This is a genomic window from Blautia acetigignens (assembly GCF_025566865.1).
In the GTDB taxonomy this organism is placed as follows: Bacteria; Bacillota; Clostridia; order Lachnospirales; family Lachnospiraceae; genus Blautia_A; species Blautia_A acetigignens.
Window position 1 is genome coordinate 59552 of sequence record NZ_JAOQJM010000002.1, and the last position, 16698, is coordinate 76249.

General features: G+C 44.2%; 25 protein-coding genes. 1 reads left to right on the top strand and 24 read right to left on the bottom strand.

The genetic code is table 11. The annotated features are described in order from the left end of the window. Positions 1–53: 53 nt before the first annotated feature. Together OCV70_RS03080 and OCV70_RS03085 are read right to left on the bottom strand one after the other, a co-directional pair. On the bottom strand, positions 54–434 hold the full coding sequence (locus tag OCV70_RS03080; RefSeq protein WP_262579195.1) for a metal-sensing transcriptional repressor: 381 nt from the start codon (positions 432–434) through the stop codon (positions 54–56). A gap of 97 nt (positions 435–531) precedes the next feature. Then, the gene (locus OCV70_RS03085) at positions 532–759 is read right to left on the bottom strand and encodes a hypothetical protein (protein ID WP_262579197.1); all 228 of its coding nucleotides are present in this window, start codon (positions 757–759) and stop codon (positions 532–534) included. A 144-nt stretch (positions 760–903) separates the two neighbouring features. On the opposite strand from OCV70_RS03085, the gene OCV70_RS03090 reads away from it, so the two are divergent. Next, complete coding sequence (locus OCV70_RS03090) at positions 904–1476, top strand: xanthine phosphoribosyltransferase (RefSeq protein WP_021924654.1); 573 nt, start codon at positions 904–906, stop codon at positions 1474–1476. Between the two features lie 123 nt (positions 1477–1599). On the opposite strand, the gene OCV70_RS03095 is transcribed toward OCV70_RS03090, so the two are convergent. The 22 genes from OCV70_RS03095 to OCV70_RS03200 all read right to left on the bottom strand — a co-directional run bounded on the left by OCV70_RS03095 (position 1600) and on the right by OCV70_RS03200 (position 16636). Beyond that, positions 1600–3072, bottom strand: a complete 1473-nt coding sequence (locus tag OCV70_RS03095) for a substrate-binding domain-containing protein (RefSeq protein ID WP_021924655.1) — start codon at positions 3070–3072, stop codon at positions 1600–1602. A 15-nt stretch (positions 3073–3087) separates the two neighbouring features. Next, complete coding sequence (locus OCV70_RS03100; RefSeq protein WP_117852583.1) at positions 3088–3720, bottom strand: WYL domain-containing transcriptional regulator; 633 nt, start codon at positions 3718–3720, stop codon at positions 3088–3090. 66 nt (positions 3721–3786) lie between these two features. Continuing rightward, entirely contained in the window at positions 3787–4512 is a 726-nt protein-coding gene (locus tag OCV70_RS03105; RefSeq protein ID WP_021924657.1) for a type 1 glutamine amidotransferase, read from the bottom strand. Continuing rightward, positions 4509–5846 (bottom strand): MurT ligase domain-containing protein, encoded by a 1338-nt coding sequence (locus tag OCV70_RS03110; RefSeq protein WP_117852581.1) that lies wholly within the window; start codon positions 5844–5846, stop codon positions 4509–4511. Before OCV70_RS03110 ends, OCV70_RS03105 begins: the two co-directional genes overlap by 4 nt. A gap of 48 nt (positions 5847–5894) precedes the next feature. After that, complete coding sequence (locus OCV70_RS03115; RefSeq protein WP_243000234.1) at positions 5895–6752, bottom strand: phosphatidylinositol-specific phospholipase C/glycerophosphodiester phosphodiesterase family protein; 858 nt, start codon at positions 6750–6752, stop codon at positions 5895–5897. Between the two features lie 80 nt (positions 6753–6832). After that, positions 6833–7369 carry a bL17 family ribosomal protein gene (locus OCV70_RS03120; RefSeq protein WP_117852577.1) on the bottom strand — a complete coding sequence of 179 codons (537 nt, stop codon included), beginning with the start codon at positions 7367–7369 and terminating at the stop codon, positions 6833–6835. Between the two features lie 126 nt (positions 7370–7495). Further along, positions 7496–8455 (bottom strand): DNA-directed RNA polymerase subunit alpha, encoded by a 960-nt coding sequence (locus tag OCV70_RS03125; RefSeq protein ID WP_173767410.1) that lies wholly within the window; start codon positions 8453–8455, stop codon positions 7496–7498. 55 nt (positions 8456–8510) lie between these two features. After that, on the bottom strand, positions 8511–9104 hold the full coding sequence (rpsD, locus tag OCV70_RS03130; RefSeq protein WP_117852573.1) for a 30S ribosomal protein S4: 594 nt from the start codon (positions 9102–9104) through the stop codon (positions 8511–8513). Positions 9105–9126: 22 nt separating this feature from the next. Then, on the bottom strand, positions 9127–9522 hold the full coding sequence (gene rpsK, locus OCV70_RS03135) for a 30S ribosomal protein S11 (protein WP_117852570.1): 396 nt from the start codon (positions 9520–9522) through the stop codon (positions 9127–9129). A 57-nt stretch (positions 9523–9579) separates the two neighbouring features. Then, positions 9580–9948 carry a 30S ribosomal protein S13 gene (gene rpsM, locus OCV70_RS03140; protein WP_117852568.1) on the bottom strand — a complete coding sequence of 123 codons (369 nt, stop codon included), beginning with the start codon at positions 9946–9948 and terminating at the stop codon, positions 9580–9582. A gap of 300 nt (positions 9949–10248) precedes the next feature. Continuing rightward, positions 10249–10362, bottom strand: a complete 114-nt coding sequence (gene rpmJ, locus OCV70_RS03145) for a 50S ribosomal protein L36 (RefSeq protein ID WP_003022746.1) — start codon at positions 10360–10362, stop codon at positions 10249–10251. A gap of 281 nt (positions 10363–10643) precedes the next feature. Next, complete coding sequence (infA, locus tag OCV70_RS03150; protein ID WP_117852566.1) at positions 10644–10862, bottom strand: translation initiation factor IF-1; 219 nt, start codon at positions 10860–10862, stop codon at positions 10644–10646. Positions 10863–10941: 79 nt separating this feature from the next. Beyond that, the gene (map, locus tag OCV70_RS03155; RefSeq protein WP_117852563.1) at positions 10942–11700 is read right to left on the bottom strand and encodes a type I methionyl aminopeptidase; all 759 of its coding nucleotides are present in this window, start codon (positions 11698–11700) and stop codon (positions 10942–10944) included. Between the two features lie 18 nt (positions 11701–11718). Further along, entirely contained in the window at positions 11719–12363 is a 645-nt protein-coding gene (locus tag OCV70_RS03160; RefSeq protein WP_117852561.1) for an adenylate kinase, read from the bottom strand. A 69-nt stretch (positions 12364–12432) separates the two neighbouring features. Then, positions 12433–13749 (bottom strand): preprotein translocase subunit SecY, encoded by a 1317-nt coding sequence (gene secY / locus OCV70_RS03165; RefSeq protein ID WP_117852559.1) that lies wholly within the window; start codon positions 13747–13749, stop codon positions 12433–12435. A gap of 13 nt (positions 13750–13762) precedes the next feature. Next, on the bottom strand, positions 13763–14203 hold the full coding sequence (rplO, locus tag OCV70_RS03170) for a 50S ribosomal protein L15 (RefSeq protein WP_117852557.1): 441 nt from the start codon (positions 14201–14203) through the stop codon (positions 13763–13765). A 21-nt stretch (positions 14204–14224) separates the two neighbouring features. Next, the gene (gene rpmD, locus OCV70_RS03175; protein WP_117852555.1) at positions 14225–14407 is read right to left on the bottom strand and encodes a 50S ribosomal protein L30; all 183 of its coding nucleotides are present in this window, start codon (positions 14405–14407) and stop codon (positions 14225–14227) included. A gap of 14 nt (positions 14408–14421) precedes the next feature. Then, complete coding sequence (rpsE, locus tag OCV70_RS03180; RefSeq protein WP_117852552.1) at positions 14422–14931, bottom strand: 30S ribosomal protein S5; 510 nt, start codon at positions 14929–14931, stop codon at positions 14422–14424. Between the two features lie 18 nt (positions 14932–14949). After that, positions 14950–15318, bottom strand: a complete 369-nt coding sequence (rplR, locus tag OCV70_RS03185) for a 50S ribosomal protein L18 (protein ID WP_117852550.1) — start codon at positions 15316–15318, stop codon at positions 14950–14952. Positions 15319–15335: 17 nt separating this feature from the next. Further along, the gene (gene rplF, locus OCV70_RS03190) at positions 15336–15875 is read right to left on the bottom strand and encodes a 50S ribosomal protein L6 (protein ID WP_117852547.1); all 540 of its coding nucleotides are present in this window, start codon (positions 15873–15875) and stop codon (positions 15336–15338) included. 96 nt (positions 15876–15971) lie between these two features. Continuing rightward, positions 15972–16373, bottom strand: coding sequence for a 30S ribosomal protein S8 (rpsH, locus tag OCV70_RS03195; protein WP_117852545.1), 402 nt, complete (start codon positions 16371–16373; stop codon positions 15972–15974). A gap of 77 nt (positions 16374–16450) precedes the next feature. Then, the gene (locus OCV70_RS03200) at positions 16451–16636 is read right to left on the bottom strand and encodes a type Z 30S ribosomal protein S14 (protein ID WP_117852543.1); all 186 of its coding nucleotides are present in this window, start codon (positions 16634–16636) and stop codon (positions 16451–16453) included. Between the last annotated feature and the right edge of the window lie 62 nt (positions 16637–16698).

Here is a 16698-nt window from a genome sequence, read left to right on the forward strand (position 1 = left end):
TTTCCTTATATTTCAGAATCTATTTGCAACTGTTCAGTATCTTCCCAGCTATATTATTTCATAAATCTGTCAATTGCACGTTCCAGTTCCTTAAGTGCTTCTTTATCACCATGCTCTACTGCATCTACAATACAGTGTTCAATATGATCCTGTAAAATGATCTTGCCTGTATTATTAATAGCAGACTTCACTGCGGAAAGCTGAATCAGAACCTCGCTGCAGTCGCGGCCATCCTCCACCATACGCTTAATGGATTCCATATGTCCGATTGCTCTGGAAAGGCGGTTTAATACAGCCTTAGTCTGTGCATGACTGTGATGATGTCCGTGTTCTTTGTGGGAATGGGTGACTGTAGTGCCATCTTCCAGAACATGGGTATGAATATGTGTCTCCCCATCTTCATGTGTATGGGTATGGTTGCTCTCCTCGATCATGTCATCCTCCTGTAATCACCTGTCAGTATTCCTTTGAAGCACATTTTATTATTATATCATAGTTTGACTGATTATGCACTATTTCTCAAAAATATAATTATATTTCTGTAAACGAGCATCTCTGCCTGATCTGCGATGTCTGAATATCAAATACAAGGGTTCCGTCATCAAGAACTGTTTTTTCATAGGATACTTCCCCACCTTTAAATTTTTCTTTTACATATTCCTCCGGATTCTCCAGTTCAAGTTCTTCTACAAATACATCCCGCATCTGATTTCTTGGACACTTATTAAAAATTTCCCAAATTACTTCATATTCTTTCATTTTATTTTCATCTCCTAAGCTATTATTAAGTTTATTATAGATATTTTGTATTTTTTTGTCAAAAATAATTGCACTTCTTCTAATAATGTCGTATCATAGAAATATTAAAATCAGTCGAAGCAAATCGAAAAGGAGAATTGAGCCATGCAGCTTTTAAAAGATCGAATTCTGAAAGATGGCGTTGTGAAGCCAGGTAATATCCTGAAAGTAGACAGCTTTCTCAATCACCAGATGGACATTGATCTGATTAATGAAATCGGAAAAGAATTTAAAGCACGTTTTTCAGATTGTCCCATTACCAAAATTCTTACTATCGAGGCTTCCGGTATCGGCATTGCCTGTATTGCAGCCCAGTATTTCCATGTTCCGGTAGTATTCGCCAAGAAGTCCCAGAGTGTGAATCTGGACGGTGAAATGTACTGTACCAAGATTGAGTCCTTCACTCATAAGAAGGTATATGATGTTATTCTTTCCAAGAAATTCCTTGGACCTGAGGATCATGTACTTCTGATTGATGATTTTCTTGCCAACGGCTGTGCACTTCTTGGTCTGATCGATATTGTGAAGAAGTCAGGCGCCACTCTTGAGGGAGCAGGAATTGTAATCGAGAAAGGTTTCCAGCAGGGCGGACAGCAGATTCGTGATATGGGCGTTCGTCTGGAATCTCTTGCCATCATCGATTCCATGACAGATGATTCCCTGACTTTCCGGGAATAAAATCTTTAGGAAAAACCTCTCTTTCTGTAATGGGAGATTCCAACGGAATTTCCTATTACGAAAAAATATCCTGTCAAATCACTTCGTCACCAAATGCGTTGTGATTTGTACAGGATATTTTTATTATAAATGTTCTTCTTTCACAGACGGAACTTCTTCGGTTGTAATCTCAGGACCATCCCCTGAAGCAGGAGCCGCGTTTTTCCCATCTGTAGTCTTCTTATTATCTGGCGCAGGACTTGCTTCTGGAACCCCCGTTACTTCTGCTGCAGGAGTAGGGCTTACTTCCTCCGGTGCAGGTGAAACTTCCGGTGTCAGCGTAGGCGAAGCTTCCGGGATCTGTGTAGGAGAAGCTTCCGGCGCAATCATCTCCGCCAGATAGAATCCATTGTCCACAAGAATCTGGTAATTGTCCTTGTCGATCAGTTTTCCGTCACAGGTCACAGTGCCGATGATCTTCACCCCGTTGTCATACTGGGAGTAATTGCTGACTTCCACGTCATCGCCCTTCAGATAAGTGTCCACAAGGGTCGCACACGCCTCTGCAAGGTCTCTTCTGTCCATCATCACAGTAAATCCCATTTTGCCCTCTGCAACGCTTTTCACGGCGTCTGTATCTGCATTTAGCCCTGTGATCAGAGGCCAGTTCTCATCTCCCGGATAAATCTCCTCATTTTCCAGAATGTCCATTGCAGCCAGGGCGAAAGCATCGGAAGCAGTACAGATAATATCCGGTGTCTTTTCCAGAGAATAGAATTCACTGATCACAGAATTCAGCTGTGTCATGGCATCAGCTGTATTTTCATCCGCAATTCCATTCTGGTCAAAGGTAGTTCTTCCGGAACGGCACACCAATGTGCCATCCTCCACATATTCTCCCAAAACCTCCATGATTCCGTTAAACAAAAACAGGGAAGCATCGTCATCCAGGGAGCCCATCAGAAACTCAATGGTGCGGCAGCCTCTGTCCTCCCGGACTTTATCCAGCTCTGCCTGCTTCACAATGTTTTTGCCAATCTCATTTCCAATGGCACGGGTATTAAAGGTCACATAATATTTGATCTTATCCGTATCCATGATCAGATCATCATAATCAATGACCGGAATAGACTGATCAGACGCCTCCTGAAGCACATCAGATAAAGAATAGGGATCCACAGGTGAGATCACAAGTGCCTTCAGATTCTCATCCTGCAACAGCTCCCGAATCTGGCTGATCTGGGTATCTGCATCCTCTTTGGCGAAATAAAGGGCTGCGTCATAACCATTCTCCTCAAGACGGGATTTCAGCTCTGCACGCTCCAGACTGCCGTTCATATCACTTCTCTCTTCTGGCAGCAAAATTCCAATCTTGTCCAGAACTACTTCCGGTGCCTGATCTTCTCCACTGCTTTCCTCTGTGCTGCCATCCGTTTCTTCTGCATCGGATTTTTTGTCCTGGTCTTTTCCTTCTGCTTCTGTAGATTCTCCGTTTCCTTCTTTTTCTGTTTCCACGCTCTCCTTTACTGCCTGGGTGGCCTCATTTTTGCCGCAGCCGGCAAGGAACGCACTGCAAACAAGAAGTCCGGTAAGAATTCCTGCGATTTGCCTTTTCATAAAAAGTCCTTTCTGTTATTTATATTCTTTCAAAATACCCTTCAGATAATCCCGGTATGCCTGCACAGCCTTTTTGGGCTTCACAATCACCGCATCACGTCCCAGACCTGCCAGCCAGCCGAAAAACTGCGGAGTCTCCTCTGCATAAAATGCTGCAGTAAAAGTACCAGATTCCTTCTCTTTATACTGGGCACGGTTTCCAAGAGCCTCTGTGATCTCATCTTTTCTTTTGCTGCTGTAAAGAAGCTTCACCGGCTTGTCATCCTCCGAATCGGAAAATGGGAGAAGCCAGTCCGGTCTGGAGTTCTTCTGTACCGGAGGCATCTCTGCCGCATCTGCGGCTTCTGGAATTTCTACTGCCGCAGTCTGGGAGCGCTCTTCCCGTACACCATCTGCCAGCGCTTCTGTCGCTGCTTTTTGTCCGGTTACATAATAACCTGTGGACTTTCCTCTTTTGAACTTAATGTCCATGCCAAAGCTTCTAAGCACTTCCATGTCATCATAAATACTTTTTCTTTCTGCACTTATCCCATATTCCTGGAGTCTGCCCAGGATTTCCTGCATGGTGCAGGGATGGGTCTCATCGGTTCCCTGAAGAATTTTTTCAAGATAAAGGATTTTCGCTTTCTGATTCGTTGATTTTGCCATATCGTTCCCCTTATTTCTTATCTGTGTGTATATTTCTGTCTGCTTTTTCTGAATGTTTCTGAAAAATCAGCTTTCTTTTACAAATCTGTGGTATACGTAGTCGTTTGCAGCCTTCTCTTCTGTGTCATCAAGAGGTGCAAGCTCCACTGCTTTGCCATACTTTTTCTCAAGCGCGTGAGCGATCAGCCAGTCTGCCAGCTGCGGGTTCTTGGGAAGCAGCGGGCCGTGAAGATAGGTTCCGATCACGTTCTTATAAACTACGCCCTCATAGCCTGTCTGGCCGTCGTTTCCGGAGCCGTACAGAACTTTTCCAAGGGGCTTGCAGTTGTTGATGCAGGTCCTTCCGCCGTGGTTCTCAAAGCCTACGATGGGCATGTCAAAAAGGTCGCTTTTCAGCACGATGTTGCTGATCAGGCGTCCCTCGCCCTGCTCGGTATAAAGATCCACCAGATCAAGGCCTGTGATGGTTCCCTGTTCGGTCTTGTAGTATTTGCCGAGAAGCTGATAGCCGCCGCAGATGGCGATAACTACGCCGCCGTCCTCCACATATTTCTTGAAATCCGGCTGGATCTCTTTGAGCTTCTCGCAGACCAGCATCTGCTCCCTGTCGGAGCCTCCGCCCAGAAGCACAATGTCCAGTCTGGAAAAATCAATTTTGTCGCCTAACTCAAATGCAATTGTCTCTGCCTCGATTCCGCGCCACTGGCAGCGTCTCATCAGGCACTGAATGTTTCCTCTGTCTCCGTACAGGTTCAGGAGATCCGGATATAAATGTCCGATCGTCAGCTTCATTCCTTTTCTCCCTCCATTTTCTTCAGTATATTGTGAGTACCAAACAGTGCAGTGTAGTTTACCAGCACGTATAGGTTGCCCACGCCGTCTGCAATACGCTTGCGGATGGCTGTCTCCACATCTGCCTCCAGCTGCACCGGAATGTCCACATATTTCATACGCAGGCGCATATCCTGGCAGCGGATTCCGCTGACTGTAATGGAATGGATGCTCTCATCTCCCAGAAGGTCAAAGTCCACATCCCAGAGCCAGGAAATATCGGTGCCGTCCTGGGCATTGTCGTTAATGGTAATAATAATATCCTTGGGTGATTTATCCTGCATCACTGCGGAAATATTCTGGTTAAAGCCTGCCGGGTTCTTGGCAAGGTTCAGCATAACCCCTGTGCCCTTAATGCGGAACTGCTCCATACGGCCGTTCTCCGGATTAAACCCATTTAACATATCCTGGAAATGCTCCCCGGAAAAACCAGCAGTGCGAAGTCCTGCATAGGCAGCCAGAATATTGTATACATTGTAAAAGCCCTTGTAATTGGCTGTAAGGTGCTTGTCCTCCACCTGGAAGGAAAGCTGGTCGCCTACCTTTACATCATGGGCATCATACTGGATCGCCGGTCTTGCAAAACCGCAGGACGGGCATTTATAATCCCCTAACTGGCTGTAATGGTAAAAGCTGTATTCCAGCTTGGCTCCGCACTTCTTGCAGAAACGTCCCTCACGGATCTCGTTTGCGGCACTTTTCTGGACCGGTTTGCTGATTCCATAGGTAATGTACGGATTGCCGCTGTCCATGGCAAGGTACGCGGAAAGTGCATCATCAACATTGACGATGACCTGCATCTTTGGCACTGTGCGGATCATCTCTTCCAGAATATTCATGGTAATATCGATTTCCCCGTAACGATCCAGCTGATCACGGAACAGGTTTGTAAGAAGCATGTAGTCCGGCTTCAGGCCTGGGAATACATGCCTTGTGGAAGCCTCGTCAACCTCGATGCAGGCGTAATCTGCATCCAGCCTGCCTGTAGGTCCGGCAGCAAGCACAAAAGCCGCTACAACGCCGTTCAGCATATTGGAGCCGGTATGATTGCACACTACCTTCTGGCCTTCCCTTTCCAACGCCGCACAAAGCATATTGTTGGTTGTTGTTTTTCCATTGGTTCCGCAGGTTACGAAGATTTTGCCCCGGATCTGGGAGGAAAGGTCTTCCAAAATATGGGGATTGATCTTCAGTGCGATCTTGCCTGCCCAGGTAACACCCTGGCGTCCCATTTTCCTGCAGATAAAGCCTGCAGATTTCGCCGCACATACGGCTGCCATTGTTCTTATATTCATGTGTATTCTAATCCTTTTTCAAGTGTTGTGTTCGTTGTAATAGTAATGCTATTCCAGATTTTCTGAGATCAGGGTATCTGTGCAAACGCCCTTTGCCCCTGCTTTCACATACTCTCTGGCTTTCTCTTCATCATTTATGGTATAAATATATACCAAAATGTCCCGTTCGTCAAAAATTTTCTGCACATCTTCAGACCAATACTCGCAGTACAGGCTGACAGCCTGAATTTGGTTAGCCTGACAAAAATCAGCAATGTCGTTCAGCTCCTCTATGGAATACTCCTGCCACAGAGAATAGAGATAGGCCGGGAACTTGTACACAAGCGTTGTGCCGGAATACATGGCAGAATTGTAAAGCTCCGGGATGATCTGCCCCAGCGTGTGCTCCAGCCCTGCATTAATTGCAATTTCCCGGTACTGTGCATAGTCCTCCAGGGTCCGCTGATAATTGCGCACAGAATACTGTTTGGAATCTATGGTCACAAATGCATCCGGATATTCGTCCAGGAGCTTCAGAAGGTCTTCGAAGGACATTGGCGTATATTTCCCGTAAATGGGTGTGTTCAGAAATTCTTCTGCGGAAAGTACTTTCTTTTTGTCCCCTTCCCACTGTCCCATAGGTTCCTTCCAGTTATGGCGGCATACCCATACTCCATCGCTGGTCTGGGATAAATCCACCTCAAAAAAACGGCAGCCCTTGTCGTAATGGTTGATAAAGCTTTCCCGGGAATTTAAATAAGTGTAGCCATCAAGGCCACCCAGCGCGTGGGTTATGATATTGTAATTTTCCCAGTTAAATTCCGGCGTATTCACAGCAATTTCTTCTTTGGCATTCCCATATGGGACAGAACCTGTAAAGAGGCAGGCTGCCAGAAGGATTTCGATCAACAGTATAATTCTTTTCACGAATGCCTCCATATAGAAAAAAAGAGATATCTACGAAACGTAAATATCTCTTTTAATATGATCAGTAATTCAGTTTCGGATTAAACCAGCTCGATGAGCACTTCCATAGCGCCATCACCTTTACGCTGTCCAATCTTAACGATTCTGGTGTATCCACCGTTACGGTTAGCGTATTTTGGTGCGATCTCCTCGAACATTTTCTTAACCATATCTACTTCTTTAGTGTTTTTCTTCTTGCCAGCGCCCTTAGCCGGAACTTCTTTAACCGGGTAGAACACTTTCATCATCTGACGACGAGCGTGAAGTCTGGAAGGAGCGTCTTTTGTGATCTGCTTCTCAACTTCGTCATATACGGTTTTCTTCTTTCCGTCTACAACTTCTTTTACTCTCTTGCCTTCAGCGTCTTTTCTTGCAACCTTAGCTGTTACAGTAACAGTCTCAAAGTTGTCTTTCTCGCGAACTGCCATAGCAACAAGACCCTCAGCGATTTTGCGGATCTCTTTTGCTTTCGCTTCTGTTGTAACAATCTTGCCGTTGTATAACAGGTTTGTTACCTGGTTTCTTAACAGAGCTTTTCTCTGGTCAGCTGTTCTGCTTAATTTTCTATATTTTGCCATTTTAATTTTCCTCCATCTGTGGGACAGCAGTCCACGCTTGTTCGGTCTTACTGGACTGCTGCTTAGCAAATCCCCACTGTAATATGCTTACGAAGTGTCTTTGCAATCACTGCGATGCAGCGGTTCTTACTCCTCTGTTGGCTGAAGCTGTAAGCCCAGCTCTTTCAACTTGGCAAGTACTTCCTCTAAAGACTTACGTCCAAGGTTACGTACTTTCATCATGTCGTCGGAAGTCTTGTTGCAAAGCTCTTCAACTGTATTGATACCAGCTCTCTTCAGACAGTTATAAGAACGTACGGAGAGCTCAAGTTCATCAATGCTCATTTCAAGAACTTTTTCTTTCTCATTGTCTTCTTTCTCGATCATAACCTCAGCGGTCTTCGCATTCTCGGAAAGGTCAATGAAAAGGCTTAAATGCTCGCTTAATACCTTAGCAGCAAGGCTTACTGCCTCATCAGGATCCAGCGTGCCGTTTGTGTATACATCAAGTGTCAGCTTATCAAAGTCAGTCACCTGTCCTACACGTGTATTCTGCACGACCATGTTGACTCTGTCAACCGGGCTGTAGATCGCATCAACTGCAATCACGCCGATCGGCATGTCATCAGATTTGCCCTTATCCGCACTCACATATCCGCGGCCTTTTGTAATGGTAAGTTCCATTGCAAGTCTGCAATCCTTACCACCGTTTAAGGTAGCGATTACCTGATCCGGATTCATGATCTCGATATCCTGGTCAGCCTGAATATCAGCAGCTGTTACAACACCTTTGCCCTCACACTCGATGTATGCGGTCTTCGGCTCATTGTCAGCACTGTTATTCTTGATTGCAAGACTCTTCAGATTCATGATGATCTCTGTCACGTCTTCTTTCACGCCCGGGATTGAGCTGAATTCGTGAAGGACACCGTCAATCTTAACCTGGCTTACTGCTGCTCCCGGCAGGGAGGACAGCATAATTCTTCTAAGAGAATTGCCAAGTGTCGTACCGTAACCTCTCTCAAGAGGCTCTACAACGAATCTTCCAAATTTTTTATCTTCAGATATCTCGGTAATTTCGATTTTTGGTTTATTAAAATCAAACACTATAAGTTTCCCTCCTTCTGGGTATTCAACATGTTGAGGGTATTATTAGGGCTCATTATTTGGAGTACAACTCGACGATAAGCATCTCATTTACAGGAACGTCGATTTCTTCTCTTGTAGGAAGCTCTTTAACAACGCCCTTAAGGTTCTCCTGATCAGCCTCAAGCCAGTTCGGAACAAGTCTTCCGCCTGTTACTTCCAGGATTCCTTTGTATCTCTCAGAACCTTTGCATTTCTCTTTGATCTCGATGCTGTCACCAGCTTTTACAAGATAAGAAGGAATGTTTACGCATTTTCCGTTTACAAGAACATGCTTGTGGTCAACGATCTGACGAGCTTCTTTTCTTGTTCTTGCGAATCCCATACGGAAAAGAACATTGTCAAGTCTGGACTCAAGCATGATCATCAGGTTCTCACCAGTCTGACCTTTCATTCTGTCTGCTTTCTTGTAGTAGTTACGGAAAGGTTTCTCCAGAACGCCATAAATGAATTTAGCTTTCTGTTTTTCTTTTAACTGAAGACCGTACTCAGATACTTTACGGTTTGCACGTTTTAACTGTCTTGTGGATTTTTTATCAATTCCTAAATAAATTGGATCCATTCCAAGGGATCTGCATCTTTTCAGGACCGGTGTTCTATCTACTGCCATCTTGGCTTACCTCCTAATTCAATTAGACTCTTCTACGTTTTGGTGGACGGCATCCGTTGTGCGGAACCGGAGTTACGTCACGGATACTTGTTACTTCAAGACCGCATGCCTGAAGGGCACGGATAGCAGCCTCACGACCTGATCCTGGTCCTTTAACCATTACGTCTACTGTTTTTAATCCATGAATTAAAGCAGCCTTTGTTGCAGTCTCAGCTGCCATCTGTGCTGCATAAGGGGTAGATTTCCTTGAACCTCTAAATCCCAGACCGCCGGCACTTGCCCATGAAAGAGCATTTCCTTCGTTGTCAGTCAGAGTAACAATTGTGTTGTTAAAAGAAGACTGGATATGTGCCTGTCCGTGTTCAACGTTTTTCTTGACACGACGTTTTGTAGTCGCTTTCTTAGTTGTTTTTGCCATTTTAAAACTAACCTACGCTTTCCTTAATCAATTAAAATTTATAGTTAGGATACTGAATTATTTCTTCTTATTTGCTACTGTTCTCTTCGGACCTTTGCGAGTTCTTGCATTAGTCTTAGTCTTCTGACCACGAACCGGAAGTCCTTTACGATGACGGATTCCTCTGTAGCATCCGATTTCCTGCAGTCTCTTAATGTTCAGGGCGATTTCTCTACGAAGATCACCTTCTACCATCATTGTCTCATCAATGACAGCCTGAAGTCTCTTAACTTCATCATCAGTCAGGTCTCTGACACGTGTGTCAGGATTTACATTTGCCTGAGCAAGGATTTTGTCTGCACTTGGTCTTCCGATACCATAAATATAGGTAAGACCGATTTCAATTCTTTTCTCTCTTGGTAAGTCTACACCAGCTATACGAGCCATGTACTGTTTCCTCCATTTTCTTTACTGAAAGTCCTGCGTCCTGTACACCACTTGTATCAGATACAAGGTGAAATGGGGTGCATCTTAACGCACTCTTTCTTCTTTTTTAGTTCCTAATTGGGGTGCCTCGGTAAAACACCCAGCTGCTTTTGGCGATTCGCAGCCTTTCCGAAATTTGCGGCCAACGGGCCAACGTTGCCTCCGGTATTAGGCAATACATGCTTAGTTCATTATTTGTCAGATGTTACAACCCGTCCGGGTGTTCCATCTACAGCCGCATTCACAAACTAATCGGATTCATCAACCCTGACGCTGTTTGTGTTTTGGATTCTCACAGATAATTCTGATAGAACCTTTTCTCTTAATGACCTTGCATTTCTCGCAGATCGGTTTTACAGATGATCTTACTTTCACTGGAAATCCTCCTTCCGTAAAATATAGCATTAAAATCTGCAGTTTAGGCGCAGCTATACATAGGTACAGGCGCGTCCGCATTGTATTGTAGCATTATGGTCTACAAAATGCAAGCAGTTTTTTTATTTATTTGCAAATTTTTTTCATCTTTTTGGAAATCCGCTCCCATAAGATGAGAAACGAATAGAAAAACTCCTACATCCGGGAATCTGGGATTCACAGAGGCAGGAGCTTCGTTTTATAAAATCATTTTCTATTATAGAAGAATAAGCGAATAATGATTATTTATCTCTCCAGATGATTCTTCCCTTGGAAAGATCATATGGGGAAAGCTCCATTGTTACTTTGTCTCCCGGAAGAATACGGATAAAGTTCATGCGCAGCTTGCCGCTGATGTGTGCAAGTACAACATGCTTGTTCTCAAGTTCCACTTTAAACATTGCGTTTGGCAGCTTCTCTAAAACAGTGCCTTCTACTTCAAGTACATCTACTTTTGACATTTTATACCTCCTGTATCGCCTTATATAATGATGTCAGGGTCAGAATCCTTTCCCTGATTCAAGTCTGGTGCCTGAAGCATCAGAACTTTGTGAGTGTCAGAATCTCCGGTTCGCCATCTGTAATCAGTATGGTGTTCTCATAATGTGCGGAAAGGGAACCATCCATGGTCACCACTGTCCATTCGTCATCCAGCCAGCATACATCTGCCCTGCCCATATTGATCATAGGCTCAATGGCAAGCGTCATGCCTGGAAGTAATTTCACTCCCCTGCGTTTCTGAGGGAAGTTGGGAATCTGCGGATCCTCGTGGAGATGGGTACCAATCCCATGTCCTACCAGATCTCGTACAATACCATAACGGTATTTTGCCGCATACGCGCCGATTGCCTTGGAAATATCATTGAGATGATTTCCTGCTTTCGCGAATTTTATTCCTTCAAAGAAGCACTGCTTGGTTACGTCCATAAGCTGCTTGGCTTCTTTGGAAACTTCTCCGACTGCATAAGTACGGGCCGCATCAGAATGATATCCTTTGTAGATCAGACCTGCATCGATCTTTACCAGATCACCATCCTGGATAATTTTGTCCTCCGAAGGAATTCCGTGGACCACTTCATCATTCAGGCTGATGCAGAAGGAGCCAGGAAAGCCTCCATAATTCAGAAAGTTCGGAATGCATCCCATGGAGCGGATCATATCTTCACCGATACGGTCGATCTCCTTGGTGCTCATTCCCGGTTTGATATAAGGGATCAGTCCGTCATGGACCTTTTCCAGAAGATGTCCAGACTCCCTCATAAGTTCAATTTCTTGTGCTGTTTTTATTGAAACTGACATTACTTCTTATCCTCTATTCTATTCGCCAAGGATCTTAACAATATCACCAAATACCTCATCCAGGTTCTTGGTACCGTCTACAGTTTTGAGTACGCCCTGTCCGGTATAGTAATCGATAAGCGGCTGAGTCTGCTCATGATATACGTTCAGACGCTTCTGTACAGTCTCCGGCTTGTCATCATCACGCAGTACAAGCTCTTCGCCGCATGTATCGCAAACGCCCTCTGTCTTCGGAGCTGCGAATACAACGTGATAGGTTGCGCCGCATTTTACGCATGCGCGTCTTCCGCCCATACGCTTTACAATGTTCTCATCCGGAACATCAACGTCGATTGCATAGTCGATCTTGCTTCCCAGCTTGCTTAAGGCATCGGTAAGGCACTCTGCCTGCGGAATGGTTCTCGGGAAACCATCCAGTACATAGCCGTTCTTGGCATCCGGCTGCTGGATTCTGTCCACAACAAGGTCGCACGTAAGTTCATCCGGTACAAGCAGACCCTGATCCATATAAGTTTTTGCTTTCTTTCCAAGTTCTGTGCCATTCTTGATATTGGCACGGAAAATATCGCCTGTGGAAATGTGCGGAATGCTGTATTTCTCAGCGATTTTCTTTGCCTGGGTTCCTTTGCCTGCACCTGGTGCACCTAACATGATAATTCTCATAAAAAGCCCTCCACTTTCTCATACTACGAATTAAGGCTGTGACGCATAAGCACCACAACCTTTATTCTTTTAGTTGTTCAGGAAACCTTTATAATTGCGGACAAGCATCTGTGACTCGATCTGCTTCACAGTCTCCAGGATAACTCCAACAATAATGATGATGGAAGTACCGCCGAAGGATACGTTTGCTCCGAATACTCCATTGAAGAAGAACGGAATAACCGCAACGATAATCAGGCCTACTGCACCTATAAATATAATATAATTTAAGATTTTAGTCAAATAGTCTGACGTAGGTTTTCCTGGACGGATACCAGGAATAAAACCACCCTGCTTTTTGATATTGTCTGCTACTTCCAACGGGTTGAATGTGATGGAAGTATAGAAATATGCGAAGAATACGCATAATACAATATACAGAAGCAGTCCCCAGCTATACTGAAGCTGATTTGGATTACACCAGTTATTGGATGATAATCCTCGGATGATCTCACTGCCGATTCCAGTTCCGTTTGCTTTACCTGCAAGCTGTGCGATTACGCCCGGGAAGGACATAATTGAGGAAGCAAAGATAACCGGGATAACACCAGCAGTATTCACCTTCAACGGGATATTGGTAGTCTGACCGCCCATCAGTTTTCTGCCGACCATCTTTCTGGAATACTGAACAGGAATTCTTCTCTCAGCACCGTTGAGGATCAGTACGAATACGACCATAACAACAATGATTGCAAGAATAATAAGTCCTGCAAGCAGTCCTTTCGCAATTGTTTTACCTTTGATGAAGTTCTCATAAAGCAAAGATAAATCACTTGGGATTCTGGAAACAATATTAATAGTCAGGACGATGGAAATACCATTTCCAACACCCTTCTCAGTAATACGCTCACCGATCCACATCAGCATGGCTGAACCAGCTGTGAGACAAGCAACTACAGTTAAGCCCTTGAAGAAATTCATATTCGGGATCAAGCCCTGGCGACCGAAACCGATTGCCATAGCTACTGACTCAAACAACGCAAGACCAACAGTTACATAACGGGTAATGGCAGTAATTTTCTTTCTGCCCTCTTCTCCATCTCTCTGCATCTCTTCCAGTGCCGGAATGGCAATGGTAAGAAGCTGCATGATAATGGATGATGTAATGTATGGCGTGATGTTCAATGCAAAGATTGACATCTGGGTAAATGAGCCTCCGGTGAACGCATCAAAGAAGTTAAATGCGTCACCGGTGTTTTTTGCAAACCACTCTTTAAAGAAATCGCTGTCTACTCCCGGAACCGGAAGCTGTGATCCAATACGGATGACAAGAATCATCCATATAACATAGAGGAGTTTACGTCTCATCTCTTTTACTCTGAAAACGTTTTTGAGAGTTTCAAACATTTGATCACCTCTATTAGATCAGCTCTACTGTACCACCTGCTGCTTCGATTTTCTCTTTTGCAGTTTCACTTACAGCGTTAACCTTAACTGTAAGCTTCTTGGTAAGTTCGCCGTTTCCAAGGATCTTAACACCGTCGCCGGCTTTGGAAATAGCGCTGCTTGCGAGTAAGCTCTCAACTGTTACCTCTGCACCGTCCTCAAAACGATTCAGAACATCAACATTGATAGCAATGATCTCTTTAGAGTTTCTGTTTGTGAATCCTCTCTTAGGAAGACGTCTGTATAAAGGCATCTGTCCACCTTCAAATCCCGGTTTCTTGTGTCCGGAACGTGCTAACTGTCCTTTATGGCCTTTACCGGCTGTTTTGCCGTTTCCTGAACCATGTCCACGGCCTCTTCTGAAGTTATCGCTGTGCTTAGAACCCTCTGCTGGTCTTAAGTTTGATAATTCCATTATGGCACCTCCTTTTTGTAATTATGCTTCTTCTACTTTTACCAGGTGCTGTACCTGCTGAATCATTCCTCTTGTTGCCGCATTGTCTGGCATTTCAACTGTTTTGTGCATTTTGGTAAGACCCATTGCCTTAACAGTAAGTTTGTGCTTCGGAACTGCGCCAATCGGAGATTTTACTAAAGTAACTTTTAATGTATTTGCCATTTTAATATTCCTCCTTAAGCCAGAATCTCATCAACAGATTTTCCACGAAGTTTTGCAACTTCTTCCGGAGTTTTTAACTGTCTTAAGCCTTCGATGGTTGCAAGAACAACATTCTGCTTATTTCTGGATCCCATACATTTTGTACGGATGTTTTTGATACCAGCTAACTCGATAACGGCACGAGCCGGGCCGCCGGCGATAACTCCAGTACCTTCCGGAGCTCTCTTAAGAAGCATGGAAGCGCTTCCGTAAGAACCTACGAAGTCATGTGTGATGGAACCATTCTCATCTCTTGCTACGGTTACTAATTTCTTAATAGCGTCCTCTTTTCCTTTGCGGATTGCTTCCGGAATCTCGGCTGCCTTTCCAAGTCCTGCACCAACGTGTCCATTGCCGTCACCTACAACAACTAAAGCTGTGAAACGGAAGTTACGACCACCTTTAACAACCTTGGTAACACGCTTGATTGATACTACTTTATCTTCTAACTCTAACTGACTAGCATCAATAAGATTACGTTTCATGTGTTTCGCTCCTCCTTATTAGAATTTCAGTCCAGCTTCTCTTGCTGCATCTGCCAGTGCTTTTACTTTACCGTGGTAAATGTATCCGCCTCTGTCAAAAACAACTTCCTCGATGCCGGCTTCCACTGCCTTCTTACCGATTACAGTGCCAAGATATGCTGCTGCTGCAACATCGTCGGTGTTCTCAAGCTGTGCTTTTACGTCTTTCTGAAGAGTAGAAGCAGATACTAAAGTCTTTCCAACGGTGTCATCGATAATCTGTGCATAAATGTGTTTATTGGAACGAAATACTGCAAGACGCGGAGTTGTTGCAGTGCCATTTAAATGATGACGTAATCTTCTATGCTTTTTCTCGCGAATTTCCGCTCTAGATGCTTTATTAACCATTTTCTCACTCTCCTTAATTATTTCTTACCAGTCTTACCAACTTTACGTCTGATAACCTCAGTCTCATATTTGATTCCCTTGCCCTTATATGGCTCAGGTCTTCTCTTATCTCTGATTTCAGCCGCAAACTGTCCAACTTTTTCCTTGCTGATACCGGAAACGATAATCTTGTTACCGTCAACTTTGGTCTCAATACCTTCCGGATCTTCCATTTCTACCGGGTGAGAATATCCAAGGTTTAAAGTAAGCTTCTTACCCTGCTTAGCTGCTCTGTAACCAACACCGTTAACTTCAAGTGTCTTTGTATAACCTTCGCTTACACCAACAACCATGTTGTGGATAAGGCTTCTGGTTAAGCCGTGAAGGGCTTTCATTTTCTTTAAGTCGTTTGGTCTTGCAACAACTACATGACCATCTTCAACTTTGATTTCCATTTCTGTTGGAAGCGCTCTTTCAAGTGTTCCTTTTGGTCCTTTTACGGTTACTACATTTCCTTCTGCAACAGATACTTCAACTCCTGCCGGGATAGCAACCGGAAGTCTACCGATACGTGACATACTATGTGTCCTCCTTACTTAGATTATCGGAGAGGTTACTGGAACCTCTCTGTTTTCAGTGTTTCGTCTACTTCTTGAATATATGGGGCCAAAGGCTTACCATACAAATGCAAGAACCTCGCCGCCTACCTGAAGTTTACGAGCTTCTTTGTCGGTGATAACACCTTTATTAGTGGAAAGGATTGCGATTCCAAGTCCTCCAAGAACCTTCGGAAGCTCATCCTTGCCAGCATAAACACGAAGACCTGGTTTAGAGATTCTCTTTAAACCTGTGATGATCTTCTCGTTTTTGTCTTCGCCATATTTCAGTGTGATATGGATGTTTTTTGCAACACCATCTTCAACTAAATCATATTTTGCAATGTATCCCTCATCAACAAGGATGTTAGCAATTGCAATTTTCATTTTGGATGCCGGAACATCTACTGTGTCATGTTTTGCAGTGTTTGCATTACGGATTCTTGTAAGCATATCTGCGATTGGATCGCTCATTGTCATGTTAGTTTCCTCCTCATATTCAGACTTTACATGTCATAGTGTATATAATAAATTTATGTGTTACCTGTAATAGCGGCTTACCAGGAAGCTTTCTTAACTCCCGGGATCTGTCCTTTGTAAGCTAACTCACGGAAGCAGATTCTGCAGATTCCGTATTTTCTTAAGTATGCATGTGGACGTCCACAAATTCTGCAGCGGCTGTACTCTCTTGTGGAGAACTTAGCTGGACGCTGCTGTTTGATTTTCATTGCTGTCTTAGCCATGAATCGTTCCTCCTATATCAGATCTGCTGACCCCGGCAAGAAGCCGGCGGTCAACTTTGGAA

Bases quoted from the DNA above. Each gene is read 5' to 3' on its own strand.
- OCV70_RS03080 (WP_262579195.1), bottom strand. From the start codon at position 434: ATGATCGAGGAGAGCAACCATACCCATACACATGAAGATGGGGAGACA.
- OCV70_RS03085 (WP_262579197.1), bottom strand. From the start codon at position 759: ATGAAAGAATATGAAGTAATTTGGGAAATTTTTAATAAGTGTCCAAGA.
- OCV70_RS03090 (WP_021924654.1), top strand. From the start codon at position 904: ATGCAGCTTTTAAAAGATCGAATTCTGAAAGATGGCGTTGTGAAGCCA.
- OCV70_RS03095 (WP_021924655.1), bottom strand. From the start codon at position 3,072: ATGAAAAGGCAAATCGCAGGAATTCTTACCGGACTTCTTGTTTGCAGT.
- OCV70_RS03100 (WP_117852583.1), bottom strand. From the start codon at position 3,720: ATGGCAAAATCAACGAATCAGAAAGCGAAAATCCTTTATCTTGAAAAA.
- OCV70_RS03105 (WP_021924657.1), bottom strand. From the start codon at position 4,512: ATGAAGCTGACGATCGGACATTTATATCCGGATCTCCTGAACCTGTAC.
- OCV70_RS03110 (WP_117852581.1), bottom strand. From the start codon at position 5,846: ATGAATATAAGAACAATGGCAGCCGTATGTGCGGCGAAATCTGCAGGC.
- OCV70_RS03120 (WP_117852577.1), bottom strand. From the start codon at position 7,369: ATGGCAAAATATAGAAAATTAAGCAGAACAGCTGACCAGAGAAAAGCT.
- rpsD (WP_117852573.1), bottom strand. From the start codon at position 9,104: ATGGCAGTAGATAGAACACCGGTCCTGAAAAGATGCAGATCCCTTGGA.
- rpsK (WP_117852570.1), bottom strand. From the start codon at position 9,522: ATGGCAAAAACAACTAAGAAAGCGACTACAAAACGTCGTGTCAAGAAA.
- rpsM (WP_117852568.1), bottom strand. From the start codon at position 9,948: ATGGCTCGTATAGCTGGTGTAGACTTACCAAGAGAGAAAAGAATTGAA.
- infA (WP_117852566.1), bottom strand. From the start codon at position 10,862: ATGTCAAAAGTAGATGTACTTGAAGTAGAAGGCACTGTTTTAGAGAAG.
- map (WP_117852563.1), bottom strand. From the start codon at position 11,700: ATGTCAGTTTCAATAAAAACAGCACAAGAAATTGAACTTATGAGGGAG.
- OCV70_RS03160 (WP_117852561.1), bottom strand. From the start codon at position 12,363: ATGAGAATTATCATGTTAGGTGCACCAGGTGCAGGCAAAGGAACCCAG.
- secY (WP_117852559.1), bottom strand. From the start codon at position 13,749: ATGTTTGAAACTCTCAAAAACGTTTTCAGAGTAAAAGAGATGAGACGT.
- rplO (WP_117852557.1), bottom strand. From the start codon at position 14,203: ATGGAATTATCAAACTTAAGACCAGCAGAGGGTTCTAAGCACAGCGAT.
- rpmD (WP_117852555.1), bottom strand. From the start codon at position 14,407: ATGGCAAATACATTAAAAGTTACTTTAGTAAAATCTCCGATTGGCGCA.
- rpsE (WP_117852552.1), bottom strand. From the start codon at position 14,931: ATGAAACGTAATCTTATTGATGCTAGTCAGTTAGAGTTAGAAGATAAA.
- rplR (WP_117852550.1), bottom strand. From the start codon at position 15,318: ATGGTTAATAAAGCATCTAGAGCGGAAATTCGCGAGAAAAAGCATAGA.
- rplF (WP_117852547.1), bottom strand. From the start codon at position 15,875: ATGTCACGTATCGGTAGACTTCCGGTTGCTATCCCGGCAGGAGTTGAA.
- rpsH (WP_117852545.1), bottom strand. From the start codon at position 16,373: ATGACAATGAGCGATCCAATCGCAGATATGCTTACAAGAATCCGTAAT.
- OCV70_RS03200 (WP_117852543.1), bottom strand. From the start codon at position 16,636: ATGGCTAAGACAGCAATGAAAATCAAACAGCAGCGTCCAGCTAAGTTC.